Source organism: Streptomyces sp. NPDC015220 (genome assembly GCF_043079345.1).
Classification (GTDB): Bacteria; Actinomycetota; Actinomycetes; order Streptomycetales; family Streptomycetaceae; genus Streptomyces.
Genome location: NZ_JBIBUK010000002.1, coordinates 200,095 through 215,708, shown reverse-complemented (window position 1 = coordinate 215,708; position 15,614 = coordinate 200,095). Strand labels below are relative to the sequence as shown.

Annotated in this window: 14 protein-coding genes; 6 read left to right on the top strand and 8 right to left on the bottom strand. The window is 70.9% G+C overall.

What is annotated here, in order from left to right:
- Positions 1–16 precede the first annotated feature (16 nt).
- From ACF061_RS05850 to ACF061_RS05835, 4 genes are all read right to left on the bottom strand, one after another.
- Positions 17–523 (bottom strand): GNAT family N-acetyltransferase, encoded by a 507-nt coding sequence (locus ACF061_RS05850; RefSeq protein WP_392265575.1) that lies wholly within the window; start codon positions 521–523, stop codon positions 17–19.
- A gap of 148 nt (positions 524–671) precedes the next feature.
- Positions 672–2,300 carry a monocarboxylate uptake permease MctP gene (gene mctP / locus ACF061_RS05845; protein WP_392265574.1) on the bottom strand — a complete coding sequence of 543 codons (1,629 nt, stop codon included), beginning with the start codon at positions 2,298–2,300 and terminating at the stop codon, positions 672–674.
- Entirely contained in the window at positions 2,297–2,563 is a 267-nt protein-coding gene (locus ACF061_RS05840; RefSeq protein ID WP_392265573.1) for a DUF3311 domain-containing protein, read from the bottom strand. The genes mctP and ACF061_RS05840 overlap by 4 nt, the downstream gene beginning before the upstream one ends.
- A 169-nt stretch (positions 2,564–2,732) precedes the next feature.
- A complete protein-coding gene (locus tag ACF061_RS05835; protein ID WP_392265572.1) occupies positions 2,733–3,497 on the bottom strand; it encodes a GntR family transcriptional regulator in 765 nt (254 codons plus the stop codon).
- Positions 3,498–3,962: 465 nt separating this feature from the next.
- On the opposite strand from ACF061_RS05835, the gene ACF061_RS05830 reads away from it, so the two are divergent.
- The 4 genes from ACF061_RS05830 to ACF061_RS05815 all read left to right on the top strand — a co-directional run bounded on the left by ACF061_RS05830 (position 3,963) and on the right by ACF061_RS05815 (position 8,751).
- On the top strand, positions 3,963–5,246 hold the full coding sequence (locus tag ACF061_RS05830) for an extracellular solute-binding protein (RefSeq protein ID WP_392265571.1): 1,284 nt from the start codon (positions 3,963–3,965) through the stop codon (positions 5,244–5,246).
- Between the two features lie 128 nt (positions 5,247–5,374).
- Positions 5,375–6,361: a carbohydrate ABC transporter permease gene (locus tag ACF061_RS05825; protein WP_392265570.1), complete on the top strand. Its 987-nt coding sequence runs from the start codon at positions 5,375–5,377 to the stop codon at positions 6,359–6,361.
- Entirely contained in the window at positions 6,358–7,218 is an 861-nt protein-coding gene (locus ACF061_RS05820; RefSeq protein WP_392265569.1) for a carbohydrate ABC transporter permease, read from the top strand. Before ACF061_RS05825 ends, ACF061_RS05820 begins: the two co-directional genes overlap by 4 nt.
- 9 nt (positions 7,219–7,227) lie before the next feature.
- Positions 7,228–8,751 (top strand): glycoside hydrolase family 3 protein, encoded by a 1,524-nt coding sequence (locus ACF061_RS05815; RefSeq protein WP_392265568.1) that lies wholly within the window; start codon positions 7,228–7,230, stop codon positions 8,749–8,751.
- 64 nt (positions 8,752–8,815) lie between these two features.
- On the opposite strand, the gene nagB is transcribed toward ACF061_RS05815, so the two are convergent.
- Positions 8,816–9,601, bottom strand: a complete 786-nt coding sequence (nagB, locus tag ACF061_RS05810; RefSeq protein WP_392265567.1) for a glucosamine-6-phosphate deaminase — start codon at positions 9,599–9,601, stop codon at positions 8,816–8,818.
- An 854-nt stretch (positions 9,602–10,455) separates the two neighbouring features.
- Here nagB and ACF061_RS05805 point away from each other — a divergent pair.
- Complete coding sequence (locus ACF061_RS05805; RefSeq protein ID WP_392266150.1) at positions 10,456–11,922, top strand: sensor histidine kinase; 1,467 nt, start codon at positions 10,456–10,458, stop codon at positions 11,920–11,922.
- A gap of 334 nt (positions 11,923–12,256) precedes the next feature.
- On the opposite strand, the gene ACF061_RS05800 is transcribed toward ACF061_RS05805, so the two are convergent.
- Both ACF061_RS05800 and ACF061_RS05795 read right to left on the bottom strand, forming a co-directional pair.
- Complete coding sequence (locus ACF061_RS05800) at positions 12,257–12,514, bottom strand: WhiB family transcriptional regulator (RefSeq protein WP_003992873.1); 258 nt, start codon at positions 12,512–12,514, stop codon at positions 12,257–12,259.
- Between the two features lie 318 nt (positions 12,515–12,832).
- Positions 12,833–13,801, bottom strand: coding sequence for a diacylglycerol/lipid kinase family protein (locus ACF061_RS05795; RefSeq protein WP_392265566.1), 969 nt, complete (start codon positions 13,799–13,801; stop codon positions 12,833–12,835).
- A 136-nt stretch (positions 13,802–13,937) separates the two neighbouring features.
- Here ACF061_RS05795 and ACF061_RS05790 point away from each other — a divergent pair, with 136 nt between their 5' ends.
- Complete coding sequence (locus ACF061_RS05790; RefSeq protein ID WP_392265565.1) at positions 13,938–14,390, top strand: hypothetical protein; 453 nt, start codon at positions 13,938–13,940, stop codon at positions 14,388–14,390.
- A 44-nt stretch (positions 14,391–14,434) separates the two neighbouring features.
- Here the strand turns inward: ACF061_RS05790 and ACF061_RS05785 are convergent, their stop codons facing one another.
- On the bottom strand, positions 14,435–15,601 hold the full coding sequence (locus tag ACF061_RS05785) for a SigB/SigF/SigG family RNA polymerase sigma factor (RefSeq protein ID WP_392265564.1): 1,167 nt from the start codon (positions 15,599–15,601) through the stop codon (positions 14,435–14,437).
- Positions 15,602–15,614: the final 13 nt, after the last annotated feature.

The window sequence follows — 15,614 nt, the reverse complement described above, 5'->3', positions numbered from 1 at the left end:
GCGACTGCGGAGCGTGTCAGAGGGCCAACGCGTAGGTGAGCAGGTCCAGGTCGAGGAGGTCCGGGAGGGGATTGAAGTCGCGTCCGGGGGTGCGGACGAAGCCGAGGCGCTCGTAGAGGCGGTGGGCGGAGCGCATGGCGGGCTGGGTGGACAGGACGAGGCGGACGCAGCCCTCGGTCGCCCGGGCACGGTCGGCGCAGGCCCGCACCAGAGCCTCGCCCACTCCCCGGCCGCGTGCCGAGTGCGCGACCGCGAGCATCCGTATCTCGGCCTCCCCGGATCCGGCGATGTCGGCCATCGGGCCGCCGGACGGCACGAAGGTGACGCCGCCGAGCACGTTCCCGTTCCCGGTGGCCACCAGCACCTCGGCGGCGGCGGCCCGCTTGGCCACGTCCCGCAGCTCCCCGAGGTAGGCGTCGTCCGCCCCGAAGTCGAGGAGCCCGTCCAGGAGGTAGGCCTGGGCGGTGATCTCCCCGAGGGCGCCGTACTCGCCGGGTTCCGCCTGTCCGATCACGATGTCCACGGCCTCGAGTCTGCCGCACGGGCGGGGCGGCGGGCCGCCGGATTTCTCGCGTGCGCCGCGGGGTGCGGCGGGCCGCCGGAGCCGCGCCGCGCGGACACGGCGGCGGGCCGCCGGACTGCTCCGACGGCCCGCCGACCTGCCGTGCGGCTCAGTGCGCGCTGCCCGCCGTGGCGGGCGGCAGCTCCACCGCGACGCCGGGCTCGCCCGCGTCCTTCGTGTAGTCCTCCGGCCGCGTCTCGTCGACGCCCTCGGGCGCCTTCAGGGCCCTGAGGACGAAGGTCAGGACCACCGAGACGACCACGTTGAGCACGAACGCCGTCATGCCGATGTAGCCGATCTCGCCGATGCCCGGGATCTCCTTGGCCGAGCCGCCGAAGTGCTTCTGCGTCGGCGAGGCCACGCCGTAGGCCGCGACCGTGCCGTACACCATGCCGACCGCCCAGCCGGCGAGCAGCGCCCAGCGGTGGAACCAGCGGGTGAACAGGCCGCCGACCAGGGCCGGGAAGGTCTGCAGGATCCAGATGCCGCCCAGCAGCTGGAAGTTGATGGCGACCGTCTTGTCCATGGTCAGGACGAAGACCAGCGCGCCCACCTTCACCAGCAGGGACACGAGCTTGGAGACGCGGGTCTCCTCCTTCGCCGTCGCGTCCGGCTTGATGAAGTCCTTGTAGATGTTGCGGGTGAACAGGTTGGCCGCCGCGATCGACATGATGGCCGCCGGCACCAGCGCGCCGATGCCGATGGCCGCGAAGGCGATGCCCGTGAACCAGTCGGGGAACATGTCCTCGAACAGCTGCGGGATGGCGAGCTGGCCGTTCTTCACCTTCACGCCCGCCGCGATCGCCATGAAGCCCAGCAGGGCGAGCAGGCCCAGCATCAGCGAGTACAGCGGCAGGATCGTGGTGTTGCGGCGGATCACCTCACGGCTGCGCGAGGACAGCGTCGCGGTGATCGAGTGCGGGTACATGAACAGCGCCAGCGCGGAGCCCAGGGCCAGCGTGGCGTACGTCCACTGACTCGCCTCGCCCGGCACCAGCGCGCCGCGTGGCTTGCCGGTGGCCGGGTTCGTCTGGCTGAACGCGTCGGCGGCCTTGGCGAAGACGTCGTCGAAACCGCCCAGCTTGATCGGGATGTAGATGATCGCGACCGCGATGACGATGTAGATGAGCGCGTCCTTCACGAACGCGATCAGCGCCGGCGCGCGCAGGCCCGACGAGTACGTGTACGCCGCCAGCACGCCGAAGGCGATCAGCAGCGGCAGGTCCTTCACGAACCAGTTGGTGTTCTCGCCGCCGCCGACGCCCATCACGTCCAGCACCGCCTGGATGCCGACGAGTTGCAGTGCGATGTACGGCATGGTGGCGAGGATGCCGGTGAGCGCCACGGCCAGCGACAGGCCCTTGGAGCCGAACCGGCCGCGCACGAAGTCCGAGGTCGTGACGTACCCGTGCCGGTGCGAGACCGACCACAGGCGCGGCAGGAAGGTGAAGATCAGCGGATAGACCAGGATCGTGTACGGCACCGCGAAGAAGCCGGCCGCTCCGGTGGCGTAGATCGCCGCGGGCACGGCCACGAAGGTGTACGCCGTGTACAGGTCGCCGCCGAGCAGGAACCAGGTGATCCAGGTGCCGAACGACCGGCCGCCCAGGCCCCATTCGTCCAGGCTGTGCTCGTTCTCGGCCCGGCGCCAGCGGGCGGCCAGGAAGCCCATGACGGTGACGAGCAGGAAGAAGAAGATGAAGACGCCGAGCGCGACGCCGTTGACGCCGTCCTTCATTCGGCCGCCCCTTCCTTCCGGGCGGCACGGGCGCGCTGGTCACGCTGCCAGAGCCGGTACGCGATCACCGTCAGGACCGTGGAGACGATCACCCACAGCATCTGGTACCAGTAGAAGAACGGGACGCCGATCAGCGTGGGATCGGTCTTGGCGTACGAACCGACCCACAGCATGGCCACGAACGGCGCGACGAGGCAGAGGCCGATGACGACCCGGACGGGTGTCACCACCGCCTCGCCGACCCCTGGGGAATCATTCGACATGTCCGGCTCCGTCCCCTCGCTGAGCACCGTGATCGTTCGCTGATCACCCGTGTAATGCGCAGGCAATCTAGGTCACGGCGTCGAGGGAACGGAACCCCTTGTCCGCATACCGGTTGACGGCCGGTTCCCCGGCCGGCCCACCGGGGCCCGGCCGGTCGGCCGCTCCGGCTCAGTCCACCGGCCGCTTCAGCCTGGCCACGAACTTGTAGCGGTCGCCGCGGTACACCGAGCGCACCCACTCCACCGGCTGGCCCGTGCGGTCCAGCGAGTGCCGGGACAGCAGCAGCATCGGCAGCCCCACGTCGGTGCCGAGCAGGCCCGCCTCGCGCGGGGTGGCCAGCGAGGTCTCGATGGTCTCCTCGGCCTCGGCCAGGTGGACGTCGTAGACCTCGGCGAGGGCGGTGTAGAGGGAGGTGTACTTCACCAGGCTGCGGCGCAGCGCCGGGAAGCGCTTGGCCGACAGGTGCGTGGTCTCGATGGCCATGGGCTCGCCGTTGGCCATGCGCAGCCGCTCGATGCGCAGCACACGTCCGCCGGCCGTGATGTCGAGCAGGTCCGCGAGCCGGTCGTCGGCGGTGATGTAGCCGATGTCCAGCAGCTGCGAGGTCGGCTCCAGGCCCTGGGCGCGCATGTCCTCGGTGTAGGAGGTCAGTTGCAGCGCCTGGGAGACCTTCGGCTTGGCGACGAAGGTGCCCTTGCCCTGGATGCGCTCCAGCCGGCCCTCGACGACCAGTTCCTGCAGCGCCTGGCGCACCGTCGTGCGCGAGGTGTCGAACTCGGCCGCCAGTGTCCGCTCCGGCGGTACCGGCGTCCCGGGCGCCTGCGTCCGGGTGATATCGAGCAGATGCTTTTTCAGACGGTAGTACTTAGGCACGCGCGCGGTACGGACAGTCGCCCCACCCTCGTTCTCCGCACTGCTGACGTCGGTGCTCATGCTCCGCCTTCCCGGCTCCGGTGCCGAAGCGACCGACATCCCCATCGGCCACGGCTCACATCGTGGCACGGCTTCTTGTGTCGGGTGGTCACCCGCACGCTCCGTGATCTCCTCTGTATACCGCCGTGACTCTGGTTGGTCTAGTCCAACGCCCCTCACAAAGGCCGGTGGTCCATGTGAACAGGCGTGCCTCGCGCGGGTGGTGGCGCACATTGGTACAGGGGAACGGGGGCGTCCGTTTGACCGGATGAGCAATGAAAGGTCCCTGCATATCGCGGTCCCATAACGGAGCACCTGAGCGGGTCGACGCACTCTTGACAGCCCTATTGGTCTGGGCCAAGCTCCCCGTACTGGTCTACACCATTGGTCCAGGTCCCGGCCCCATGGGCGGTATGCGCTGACGCTTCCACTGTCGCTCAACCGCGGGGAGGCAGGGGGGTTTGTGGATTCCCTGAGGAGGGTGGCGTGAAGCGCAAGCTGGTTGCCGCGATCGGTATCGCGGGCATGATGGTCTCCATCGCGGCGTGCGGCGGGGGTGACGACAAGGACGGTTCCAGCAAGGGGGCGGACGCCAAGGAGCTGACCGTCTGGCTCACCGTGGACGCGCAGAACAACTGGCCGGAACTGGTCAAGGCGGCCGACGACGCGGTGACCAAGAAGCACCCGGGCGTGAAGATCAAGCACGAGTACTACGGCTGGCCCGACAAGAACGCCAAGCTGGACGCCGTCCTCGCCACCGACAAGGCCCCCGACGTCGTCGAGATGGGCAACACCGAGATGCTCGGCTACATGGTCAAGGGCGCCTTCGCCCCCCTGGACGAGAGCAAGTTCGACAACTCCTCCGCCTGGCTGGACGGCCTCAAGGCCTCGGTGACCTACGACGGCAAGGTCTACGGCGCTCCCTACTACGCGGGCGGCCGTGTCGCCAACTGGCGCAAGGACGTCTTCGAGGCGGCCGGCGTCAAGTCGACGCCGAAGACCTACCAGGAGCTCACCGCCGACCTGGACAAGGTCCAGAAGAAGCAGGGCGACAAGTTCAGCGCCTGGTACCAGCCCAGCCGTGACTGGTACGCGGCCATGTCCTTCGTCTTCGACGCCGGCGGCGCCATCGCCAAGGAGGAGGGCGGCCAGTGGAAGGCCAGCCTCTCCTCGCCCGAGTCCCTCAAGGGCCTGAACGCGTACAAGTCGGTCCTCGACAAGTACATGCACGGTGACAAGACCAAGGACGAGGCCGACCGCCCGATCGTCTACGGCCAGGGCAAGTCCGGCATGATCTTCGCCGCCGCGTGGGAGGGCGGGACCGCCGCCGACCCGAAGAACGACAAGGTCGGCAAGCTCGCGGACAAGATCGAGAACTTCGTGATGCCCGGTCCGTCCGGCAAGAACATGCCGGTCTTCCTGGGCGGTTCGGACCTCGCCGTCCCGGTCAAGTCCAAGGCCCAGGCGCTCGCCGCCGAGTGGATCAACGCCTTCACCGGCCCGACCGGCCAGAAGGGCCTGATCGCCAAGGGCAACCTGCCCAACAACAAGACCGACCTCGCGACGCTGAAGAACGACCCGAAGACGGCCGTCCCGGCCACCGCGGCCGAGTCCAACTGGTTCGTCCCGATGGCGCCGGGCTGGGGCCAGGTCGAGAAGGCCCAGGTGCTGCAGACCATGCTGCAGAGCATCGGCACCGGCAAGAAGTCGGTCGAGGACGCCGCCAAGGAGGCGGACGCCGCGATCGACAAGGTCATCAACAACAAGTGACCTGAGCGCAGGGCCCTGCCACCGGGCGGGGCCCTGCTTCTCGCACGGCCGCGCGGCGGCTTCGGCTTCCGTGCGGCCGTTCAGGGCTTTGCCTCCGTACGACCTGAGGGACCGCTGAGGAGCGCGCGATGAGTGCCGCAGACACGACCACCCCTGCCAAGGTGCCGCAACCGCGGCAGGCGCCGCCACCGGCCGTCCCGGACCGGACACGCAGACCACGGGCGGAGGGCGGCGCCGCGACTCCCTGGCTGCTGCTCGCGCCCTGCCTGCTGATCCTGGCCCTGGTCATGGCCTACCCGCTGGCGCGGCTGGTGGCGCTGTCCTTCGAGAAGTTCGGCCAGCCGCAGCTGTGGGGCTTCCAGTCGCCCGACTGGATCGGCTTCGACAACTTCAAGACCGTGCTCACCGACAGCGAGTTCTGGGCGGTCGTGGTGCGCACGATCGTCTTCGCCGTCGGCTCCGTCGTCCTCACCATGGTCATCGGCATGGGCCTCGCCCTGCTCCAGCAGCGGGTCTCCGGCTGGATGAAGACGCTGATCAACATCGTGCTGGTGGCCAGCTGGGGCATGCCCGTCATCGTGGCCACCACCGTCTTCAAGTGGCTCTTCGACTCCGACTACGGCATCCTCAACGCGCTGCTGAGCAGGCTGCCCGGCGTGGAGATGATCGGCCACAACTGGTTCGCCAGCGGCCCCCAGGGCCTGGCCGTGATCATGCTCCTCGTGGTGTGGGGCGCGGTGCCCTTCGTCGTCATCACCCTCAGCGCCGGCCTGACCCAGGTGCCCAAGGAGCTGGAGGAGGCCGCGCGGCTGGACGGCGCGGGCTCGTGGGGCGTCTTCCGCCACGTCACCCTGCCGATCCTCAAGCCGATCATCGTGATGCTCACGACCCTGTCGGTCATCTGGGACATGGGTGTCTTCCCGCAGGTGTTCGTCATGCGGGGCGGTCACCCCGAGGCCGAGTTCCAGGTCCTCAACACCTACTCCTACGACCGCGCCTTCGTGATCAACGACTACTCGCAGGGCTCGGCGATCGCCCTGATCACCGTGTTGCTGCTGCTGGGCGTGGTCGCCGTCTACATGCGCCAGATGCTGAAGATCGGAGAAGTCGAATGAGCGGCACGAGCACCACCGCCCCGGCGGCGGGCCGCCGTCTTCGGACCTCGAAGCTCGGCTGGAACCTGCTCGGCCTCCTGGTCTTCCTCACCCTGGGCTTCCCCCTGTACTGGATGCTCAACACGGCGTTCAAGCCGGCCAAGGACGCCATCGACCCGGACCCGAGCCTGCTGCCGACCGGGGTCACGCTGGACAACTTCAAGCGGGCGCTGGACATCGCCGACTTCTGGGGCCCGGTCGGGCGCAGCCTGATCGTGGCGCTGACCGTCGTGGTGATCGGCATGGTCGTCGGCACCCTGGCCGCGCTCGCCATCTCCCGGTTCGCCTTCCGCGGGCGCAAGATCGTGATCGTGGGCATCCTGGCGGTGCAGATGGTGCCGCTGGTCGCCATGATCATCCCGATCTTCCTGCTGCTGAACGACCTGGGTCAGTACGACAAGCTGACTGGCCTGATGATCACGTACCTGACCTTCATCCTCCCCTTCACGGTGTGGACGCTGCGCGGTTTCATCGTCAACATCCCCAAGGAGCTGGAGGAGGCGGCCATGGTCGACGGGTGCTCCCGCACGGGCGCCTTCGTCCGCGTGGTCTTCCCGCTGCTCGCCCCCGGCATGGTCGCCACCTCGGTCTACGGCTTCATCCAGGCCTGGAACGAGTACCTGTACGCCCTGATGCTGCTGAGCCAGGACAACCAGACCGCCACCGTCTGGCTCGGCAACTTCACCACCAAGCACGGCACCGAGTACGCCCCGATGATGGCCGGAGCCACCATGATGGCCGTGCCGATCGTCGTTCTGTTCCTCCTCGTCCAGCGCAAGATGGCCGCGGGCCTGACCGCGGGCGCCGTGAAGGGATAACGCCACCCGATGACGACATTCGCCAGCGGTACGACTGCGTCCAACTCGGAGAACGACAGCCTGTCCCGTGACGCGCTGACGGTCCTCCAGCCCGGCTTCACCGGGACCACGGCCCCCGACTGGCTGCTGCGGCGCCTGGGCGAGGGCCTGGCCTCGGTGGGCCTGTTCGGCCGCAACATCACCTCCTCCGAGCAGCTGGCCGCGCTGACCGCCCAGCTGCGCGCGGAACGCGAGGACGTCCTGGTCGCCATCGACGAGGAGGGCGGCGACGTCACCCGCCTGGAGGTGCGCACCGGGTCCAGTTTCCCCGGCAACCACGCGCTGGGCGCGGTGGACGACGTGGAGCTGACCCGGGCCGTGGCCCACGAACTCGGCAGGCGACTGGCCGAGTGCGGGGTGAACTTCAACTGGGCGCCCTCGGCCGACGTCAACTCCAACCCGGACAACCCGGTCATCGGCGTACGGTCCTTCGGCGCCTCCACCGACCTGGCCGCCCGGCACACCGCCGCCTACGTCTCCGGCCTGCAGGCCGCGGGCGTCGTCGCCTGCACCAAGCACTTCCCCGGCCACGGCGACACCGCGGTCGACTCCCACCACGCCCTGCCCCGCATCGACGTGTCGGCCGAGGTCCTCCAGGAACGCGAACTGGCCCCGTTCCGCGCGGCGATCGCCGCCGGGACCAAGGCCGTGATGAGCGCCCACATCCTGGTCCCGGCCCTCGACCCGGAGCTTCCGGCAACGTTGTCCCACCGGATTCTGACCGACCTGCTGCGCGGCGAACTGGGCTACGACGGCCTGATCGTCACCGACGGCATGGAGATGCGGGCCATCGCCGACGCCTACGGCATCGAACGGGGCAGCGTCCTCGCCATCGCCGCCGGCGCCGACGCGATCTGCGTGGGTGGCGGCCTGGCCGACGAGGCGACCGTCCTGAGCCTGCGCGACGCCCTGGTCACCGCGGTCCGCTCCGGCGAGCTCGCCGCGGAACGGCTGGCGGACGCCGCCGAACGGGTGCGCGCCCTCGCCCGCTGGACCGCGACCGCGGGAGCCGCCGGCGCGACCGCGGCACCGGACGCGGCCGATCCCGAGGTCGGGCTGAGGGCGGCCCGGCGCGCGCTGCGGGTCACCGTGGCGGAGAACTCCACCGCGCTCACCGAGCCGCCCTACGTCGCCGCGCTCACCCCCGTCGCCAACATCGCGGTCGGCGACGAGACCCCCTGGGGCGTGGCCGCGGAACTCCTGAGCCTGCTGCCCGGCACCCGGACGGGCAGCTTCACCGGCGAGGACGCGGGACCCGCGGCGCTGGCGGCGGCCGGCGAGCGGCGAGTGGTCGCCGTCGTCCGCGACGAGCACCGGCACCCCTGGATGGCGGCCGCCCTCGACACCCTGATCGCCGCCCGTCCGGACACGGTCGTCGTCGAGATGGGCGTTCCCCAGGCGGCCCCCCGGGGCGCCCTGCACATCGCCACCCACGGCGCGGCCCGAGTCTGCGGCCGGGCGGCGGCGGAGGTCATCGCGGGCGTACGGGCCTGAGACGGCGAAGGCGCCGGTCACCCCTCGGGGTGGCCGGCGCCTTCGTGCGTGGTCGCCGTCGCGGTCAGATCCCCTGCCACGCGGGCTTGTTGGCGTAGGTGTGGCGGAAGTAGTCGGCGAGCTTCAGCTTGGTGGCCGCGGCCTCGTCGACGACGACCGTGGCGTGCGGGTGGAGCTGCAGCGCGGAGGCCGGGCAGACGGCCGCCACCGGCCCCTCGACGGTCGCGGCGACCGCGTCGGCCTTCCCCTCGCCGGTGGCCAGCAGCACCAGGTGCCGGGCCTCCAGGATGGTCCCGATGCCCTGGGTGATGACGTGGTGCGGCACCTGGTCGACGTCACCGTCGAAGAAGCGCGCGTTGTCCACCCGGGTCTGCTCGGTCAGCGTCTTGATCCGGGTCCGCGAGGCGAGGGAGGAGCACGGTTCGTTGAAGCCGATGTGCCCGTCCGTCCCGATGCCCAGCAGCTGGAGGTCCACACCGCCGGCCCCGGCCAGCGCCCGGTCGTAGTCCTCGCACGCCGCCTGCACGTCCTCGGCGGTGCCGTCGGGACCCAGGAACGCCTCCATCCCGATCCCCAGCGGCTCCAGCACCTCCCGCCGCAGGACGGAGCGGTAGGACTCGGGGTGGTCGGCGGGCAGCCCCACGTACTCGTCGAGCTGGGCGATCCGCGCCCGTGAGGTGTCCGCGGCGCCGGAGCGCACCTTGGCCGCCAGCGCCTCGTAGACGGGCAGCGGGGTCGAGCCCGTGGCCACGCCGAGCAGGGCGTCGGGCTTCCTCCGCAGCAGCCGCGCCATGGCCTCGGCGATGAGCTCGCCGCCCGCTGCGGCGTCCGGAACGATGACAACTTCCACGCTGGGCCTGCCGATCTGAGGAGAACCGAGAAGAGGACTGGACCCGGTAACGAGGGGCCATGTGGTTTAGACCAATCTAGCAGAATGGCCCCCGCGAGGCCCGGTTCCGGCACCCCGGCCGCCCCCGTGCCGCACGGGCTGCCGACGGCCGCCACGGGGAGGAACCGCACGACGGTCCACGGGCGGGCGCCGCCGCCTCGATGGGCCGTGCGCGGGCCGCCGTCGCCGCGGGGGAACCGCCCGCGCCGCGAGGCGCCGGCGGCCTCGCCGGGGTGTGCCGGCCGAGACGCTCGGGGGCGCGTCACGGCGGGCGCGCGACGGCGCGAGCCGGGAGGAACCGGAGGCGCCCGTGGAAAATGCCGTGACCAACCGGCCCCGGGGCCGAGCGGGGCGGGCTAGGCTGCTGCGTGGGGACGCCGGAAGGCGCGACCGGCCGGCCGGTTCGTCCCCGTCGGTGCGTCCGACCGGTGAAGAAAGAACAACGAACACCTCCCTGCTCATGGACAGGCGCAAGTGGTCTAGTCCACAATCGAGGAGAAGTCTCGACCAGCGGAACACGCGCGGCACCGCCCGCGCACCAGATGTGAACGCACGAGCCTCCGCCCTCCCCGCACAGGAGGACGGACCGAGGAACCGGTGCTCTCTGCCCTGACTGCCCCGGATCCTCATCCTTCGGCCGACCGGGACCGCACACCCTGGCGGCCGATACTGCTCCGGGCTGCGGTGCCGGGAGGGTTGAGGGTCCCTCTCAGGCGCCGCGGCCCGCGGGTGTCCCCGGGGCCTGCGGGAGCGAGCCACAGCCGCGTATTTCAGGACCGCACAAATGCCCGGGTACGCTCGCAGACGTGCCCTCCATGAACGAACTCGTACGCCAGCACACGGCCCTCGACGACTCCGACCTCGAGTGGCTCCACCTGCTGGTCTCGGAGTGGCAGCTGCTCTCCGACCTCTCCTTCGCCGACCTGGTCCTGTGGGTGCCCACGCTGGACGGCACCCGCTACGTCTCCGTCGCCCAGATGCGGCCCAACACCGGCCCCACCTCCTACCAGGACGACATGGTCGGTCACCTCGTCCCGCGCGGCCGCCGCCCCATGCTGGACGCGGCGCTCGACGAGGGCCGGATCGTGCGCGAGGGCGACCCGGAGTGGCGCGAGGAGGTCCCGGTCCGGGTCGAGTCGATCCCGGTGCGGCGCGAGGGACGCGTCCTCGGCGTCATCGCGCGCAACACCAACCTGCTCACCGTGCGCACCCCGAGCCGGCTGGAGCTGACGTATCTGCAGAGCGCCTCGGACCTGGCGCAGATGATCGCGGCGGGCTCCTTCCCGTTCCCCGACCAGCAGGTCGACATGGACGCCTCGCCCCGTGTCGGCGACGGTCTCATCCGGCTGGACGCGGACGGCGTCGTCCACTACGCCTCGCCGAACGCGCTGTCCGCCTACCACCGCCTGGGCCTGGCCGCCGACCTCGTGGGCCACCACCTCGGCGAGGCCACGGCCGAACTCGCCCCGTCCCGCGCCCCGGTGGACGAGGCGCTGGTGAAGCTGGCGAGCGGCTGGGCGCCCCGCGAGTTCGAGATCGAGGCCAGCGACGGGGTGATCCAGTTCCGGGCCATCCCGCTCAAGCCCAAGGGCACCCGCATCGGTTCGCTGGTCCTGCTCCGGGACGTCACGGAACTGCGCCGTCGCGAACGTGAGTTGATCACCAAGGACGCGACGATCCGGGAAATCCACCACCGGGTCAAGAACAACCTCCAGACGGTGGCCGCCCTGCTGCGCCTCCAGGCCCGGCGGATCGGCTCCGAGCGCGGCCGGGAGGCCCTGGAGGAGGCCGTGCGCCGGGTCGGGTCGATCGCCATCGTGCACGAGACGCTGTCCCAGAACCTGGACGAGCGGGTGGAGTTCGACGAGATCGCCGACCGGGTGCTGGCGATGGTCGCGGAGATCTCGCCGGGCAAGGTGACCGGCCGGCGCACCGGCCGGTTCGGGATCCTGGACGCCGAGGTCGCGACCCCGCTGTCGATGGTGCTGACCGAGGTTCTTCAGAACGCGCTGGAGCACGGTTTCCGCCAGGGCGACACCGGCACGGTCGAGGTCTCCGCCGTCCGCGGCGGCACCTCGCGCGAGGCCCGGCTGCTGGTCACCGTCCAGGACGACGGTGTGGGCCTGCCCGAGGACTTCGACCCGCACCGTTCCGGCAACCTCGGCCTGCAGATCGTGCGCACCCTGGTCGAGGGGGAGCTGGGCGGCGCCTTCGACATGGTCCCGGCCCCGGAGCGGGGCACGCGCGTGATCCTCGACATCCCGGTCCAGGCGCACAAGTAGCGGTGGCGCGGGGGAGCGGCCCGAGGGGCCGGTCCCGGCGGTCTACTCCGGTGGGGGCACGGCAGGTGCCCTCGGTCGCGCCGCGGCCCCGCACGGGGCCGGGCGGGGCCCCGTGCGCCCGCCGTGCCCCCGCACCTCGCGGGCACAGCAAAGAGCCCCGGACCCTGGCGGGTCCGGGGCTAGTCGCTCGTGCTTTCCCCTGTCGACTCAGGCGCCCCCTGCTCGGAGAGCGGGGGGAACCATCGGGGGGTACTGCGCGCTGCGGCTCGGGGGCGGGAGATGCGTACTCGCTGTACGCGCCGCCAAGCTCAGGCTGTCAGCGGGGTGGCTGTTGTCAGGCGGAGGCCTGACGGGCCCGGTTGCGGGCGGCACGGCGCTTCATTGCGCGGCGCTCGTCCTCGCTGAGACCACCCCAGACGCCGGAGTCCTGACCGGACTCGAGCGCCCACTGCAGGCACTGCTCGATAACCGGGCAGCGACGGCAGACGGCCTTGGCTTCCTCGATCTGCAGCAGCGCAGGACCGGTGTTGCCGATGGGGAAGAAGAGCTCGGGGTCTTCCTCGCGGCAAACGGCGTTGTGACGCCAGTCCATGGCTGCTACCTCTCTTGGTATTACGTGCAAGTTGCTTGTGAATGTGAACGCTTTCACGAATCCCTCAACAAGTGAAGGGCCGACCGTCAGGTATCCCTGGCGTGGTCCTGTGGATTGAAGAGGGGTTCCGGTGATCTCTGGGGCCCATGTAGCGGGCCGCCCCGATCACCACGTAGAGACTCGCAAACCTCGGCGGCGGATACAACCCCTTCCGGAAAGTTTTTTTTGATTCCTCGGTGTCGACTAGGTCACAGCCGTACTTCCATGGGGTGGATCCTTGCCTAAACGTTCGAGTGAAAGGACTTTGGGCCCTTCCGCTCACACAATCACACGCAGTGCACGGCGTACGCCTGTGAACGTCACGCTCGTACGCAGTCCCAGGTGGTCGCCGTCCATCTGGAGGGGGAGCGGCACCTTCGATTGCAAGGTGAAGCGGCTCAGATCATGCAGGGAGAGAGCGTGCTTTCCCTGGGGTCCGCGCTCCGGGGACGAAGTGAGCAACTGGGTGCCATACCGGGCAACCGCGGCCGTCGACAGACGGCTGAGACCGAGCACGTCGAGCCCCGTGTCGAACGAGGCCTTAGGCGACGTGTACATCGGGCGATTGCCGAGATACGTCCACGGCGAGGTGTTCGACACTATGGCGACCACCAGATCGGCGACCGGGTCCTCGCCGGCCCGTTCCAGCGTGATCGCGCCGTGCCGGCGATTCTGCTCGCCGAGGAACTGGCGGACCACCTGGCGCACGTACAGGGCGTGCGTGGACTTCTTGCCGCGCTCCCGCTGCTGCTCCACGCGTCCGACCACGCCCGCGTCGAAGCCCAGCCCGGCGTTGAAGGTGAACCAGCGCTCGGGCACGGCGGCGTCCTCGGTGCCGGGCGTTCCGGACGCCAGGCCGAGGCCGACCGTGCGCTCACTGCCCTCGCGCAGGGCGTCCAGGATCGCCCCGGTGGCCTCCACGGCGTCGTTGGGCAGCCCCAGGGCGCGCGCGAAGACGTTGGTGGAGCCGCCGGGCACCACGGCGAGGCGGGGCAGGCGCGCGGGGTCCGGGCCCCGGTGCAGCAGGCCGTTGACGACCTCGTTGACGGTGCCGTCGCCGCCGAGGGCCACGACCAGGTCGACGTCGTCGCTGTCGGCGGCCTGCCTGCCCAGGTCGCGCGCGTGGCCGCGGTACTCGGTGGTGACCGCCTCCAGCTTCATCTCGCTGGCGAGCGCGTGGATCAGGACGTCGCGCGTACGTGCGCTTGTGGTGGTTGCCGCCGGATTGACCACGAGAAGTGCACGCATGGGTTGCAGCGTACCTACTGGGCAGTACTCGGCCCAGGCCGAGGTAGGGATCGGGTAAGAGGCGGGCACGTGACCCTGGACACGGCGGCCCGGGCCGCGCGGGCCCCCGCGCGGGCGCGAGGGCTACCCTGCTGGGGTGAGCAGTGAGCAGAGCCCCGTCGTCGAGACCACCACCGGACCGCGCCCGCGGCGGCTGACCGGCGCCGCGGCGCTGTGCGCGCTGGAGGCGCTCGCGCTGCTCGCCGGCGGGGTCTGGATGCTCGTCCTCGGCGTCACGGGCGACGGGAGCGACCGGCAGCAGGCCGTCACGGGCGGGATCACCGTGCTCGTGCTCGCGCTGCTGCCGCTGCTGGCCGCCCGGGGGCTGCTGCTGCGGCGCGGCTGGAGCCGGGGGCCGGCCGTCATCACACAGATCATGGCGCTGCCCGTCGCCTACAGCCTGCTCAAGGCGGACAGCGTGGCCGTCCCGGCCGGCATCGCGCTGGCGGCCGTGGCGGTGGCCGCACTGGTCCTGCTCGTCAACCCGGCGACGACCCAGGCGCTCGGCATCAGGGGTCCGGGCCGCACCGGGGAGCCCGGGCAGCGCTAGGCGGCGTTCCCGTCGCGCGCACCGGCGGCCGTGCGACCGCCGGGCTACTCCTCCACCAGCAGCTTCTCCCGCAGCTGGGCCAGGGTGCGGGCCAGCAGACGGGACACGTGCATCTGCGAGATGCCGACCTCCTGCGCGATCTGCGACTGGGTCATGTTGCCGAAGAAGCGCAGCAGCAGGATGCGCTTCTCGCGCGGCGGGAGGTCCTCCAGCAGCGGCTTGAGCGACTCCCGGTACTCCACGCCCTCCAGTGCCTCGTCCTCCGCGCCGAGGGTGTCCGCGACCGCCGGCGACTCGTCGTCCGTGTCGGGGACGTCCAGGGACAACGTGGAGTACGCGTTGGCCGACTCCAGGCCCTCCAGGACCTCCTCCTCGGAGATGGCGAGCTTCTCGGCGAGCTCGTGCACCGTGGGGGAGCGGCCGTGCAGCTGGGACAGCTCGGCCGTCGCCGTGGTGAGCGAGAGCCGGAGCTCCTGGAGCCGGCGCGGCACTCGCACCGCCCAGCCCTTGTCCCGGAAGTGCCGCTTGATCTCACCGACGACCGTCGGGGTCGCGTACGTCGAGAACTCCACGCCGCGGTCCGGGTCGAACCGGTCGACCGACTTGATCAGCCCGATGGTGGCGACCTGGGTCAGGTCGTCCAGCGGCTCCCCGCGGTTGCGGAAGCGGCGTGCGAGGTGCTCGACGAGCGGGAGGTGCATGCGGACCAGCTGGTTGCGCAGCTCCGCGTACTGCGGACTGCCCTCCTTCAGGGCGCGCAGCTCCACGAACATCGCGCGGGCGCCACCGCGGTCCCGGGAGTCGTGCCGCGTGCCGTGCACGCCCGGGACGCTCTGGGCGTCGTCCTCGGAGTTCCGCTCGTGCTCGCTCATCGTCCCGCCCGTCGCCCTTCCCCGAGCCCTCGCCCCCTCCCTCGGCCTGGACCGGGGGGAGGGGCCCCCATGGCCGGCGGAGGCCCCGCTCCGCGCCGGTGGAGGCGTGCCCCGCACGGCGTCGTCCGGCTGCTCGCCCGGCAGGACGGGACCCACCGGGTCGTCTTCCGGGTGCGGCCTGGCCTGCTCGGGAATCCCGTCGATGCCGCCGACCGGCTCCGAGGCCCCCGTCGGGCCGCCCGGAGCGTCCGCGTCCGGCACCCCGGACGCCCCGTCCGTGCGGAGCGGAAGCCCGCCCTCGGGCGGCAGCTCCCGTGTGCCGCGCTCTTCGTCACGCACCGGCCCGTCCCCG

What these genes read in the sequence shown, in the direction of transcription:
- ACF061_RS05840 (WP_392265573.1), bottom strand. Translation starts at nt 2,563, where the DNA reads ATGTCGAATGATTCCCCAGGGGTCGGCGAGGCGGTGGTGACACCCGTC.
- ACF061_RS05815 (WP_392265568.1), top strand. Translation starts at nt 7,228, where the DNA reads ATGACGACATTCGCCAGCGGTACGACTGCGTCCAACTCGGAGAACGAC.
- ACF061_RS05795 (WP_392265566.1), bottom strand. Translation starts at nt 13,801, where the DNA reads ATGCGTGCACTTCTCGTGGTCAATCCGGCGGCAACCACCACAAGCGCA.
- ACF061_RS05805 (WP_392266150.1), top strand. Translation starts at nt 10,456, where the DNA reads ATGAACGAACTCGTACGCCAGCACACGGCCCTCGACGACTCCGACCTC.
- ACF061_RS05825 (WP_392265570.1), top strand. Translation starts at nt 5,375, where the DNA reads ATGAGTGCCGCAGACACGACCACCCCTGCCAAGGTGCCGCAACCGCGG.
- ACF061_RS05820 (WP_392265569.1), top strand. Translation starts at nt 6,358, where the DNA reads ATGAGCGGCACGAGCACCACCGCCCCGGCGGCGGGCCGCCGTCTTCGG.
- ACF061_RS05800 (WP_003992873.1), bottom strand. Translation starts at nt 12,514, where the DNA reads ATGGACTGGCGTCACAACGCCGTTTGCCGCGAGGAAGACCCCGAGCTC.
- mctP (WP_392265574.1), bottom strand. Translation starts at nt 2,300, where the DNA reads ATGAAGGACGGCGTCAACGGCGTCGCGCTCGGCGTCTTCATCTTCTTC.
- ACF061_RS05835 (WP_392265572.1), bottom strand. Translation starts at nt 3,497, where the DNA reads ATGAGCACCGACGTCAGCAGTGCGGAGAACGAGGGTGGGGCGACTGTC.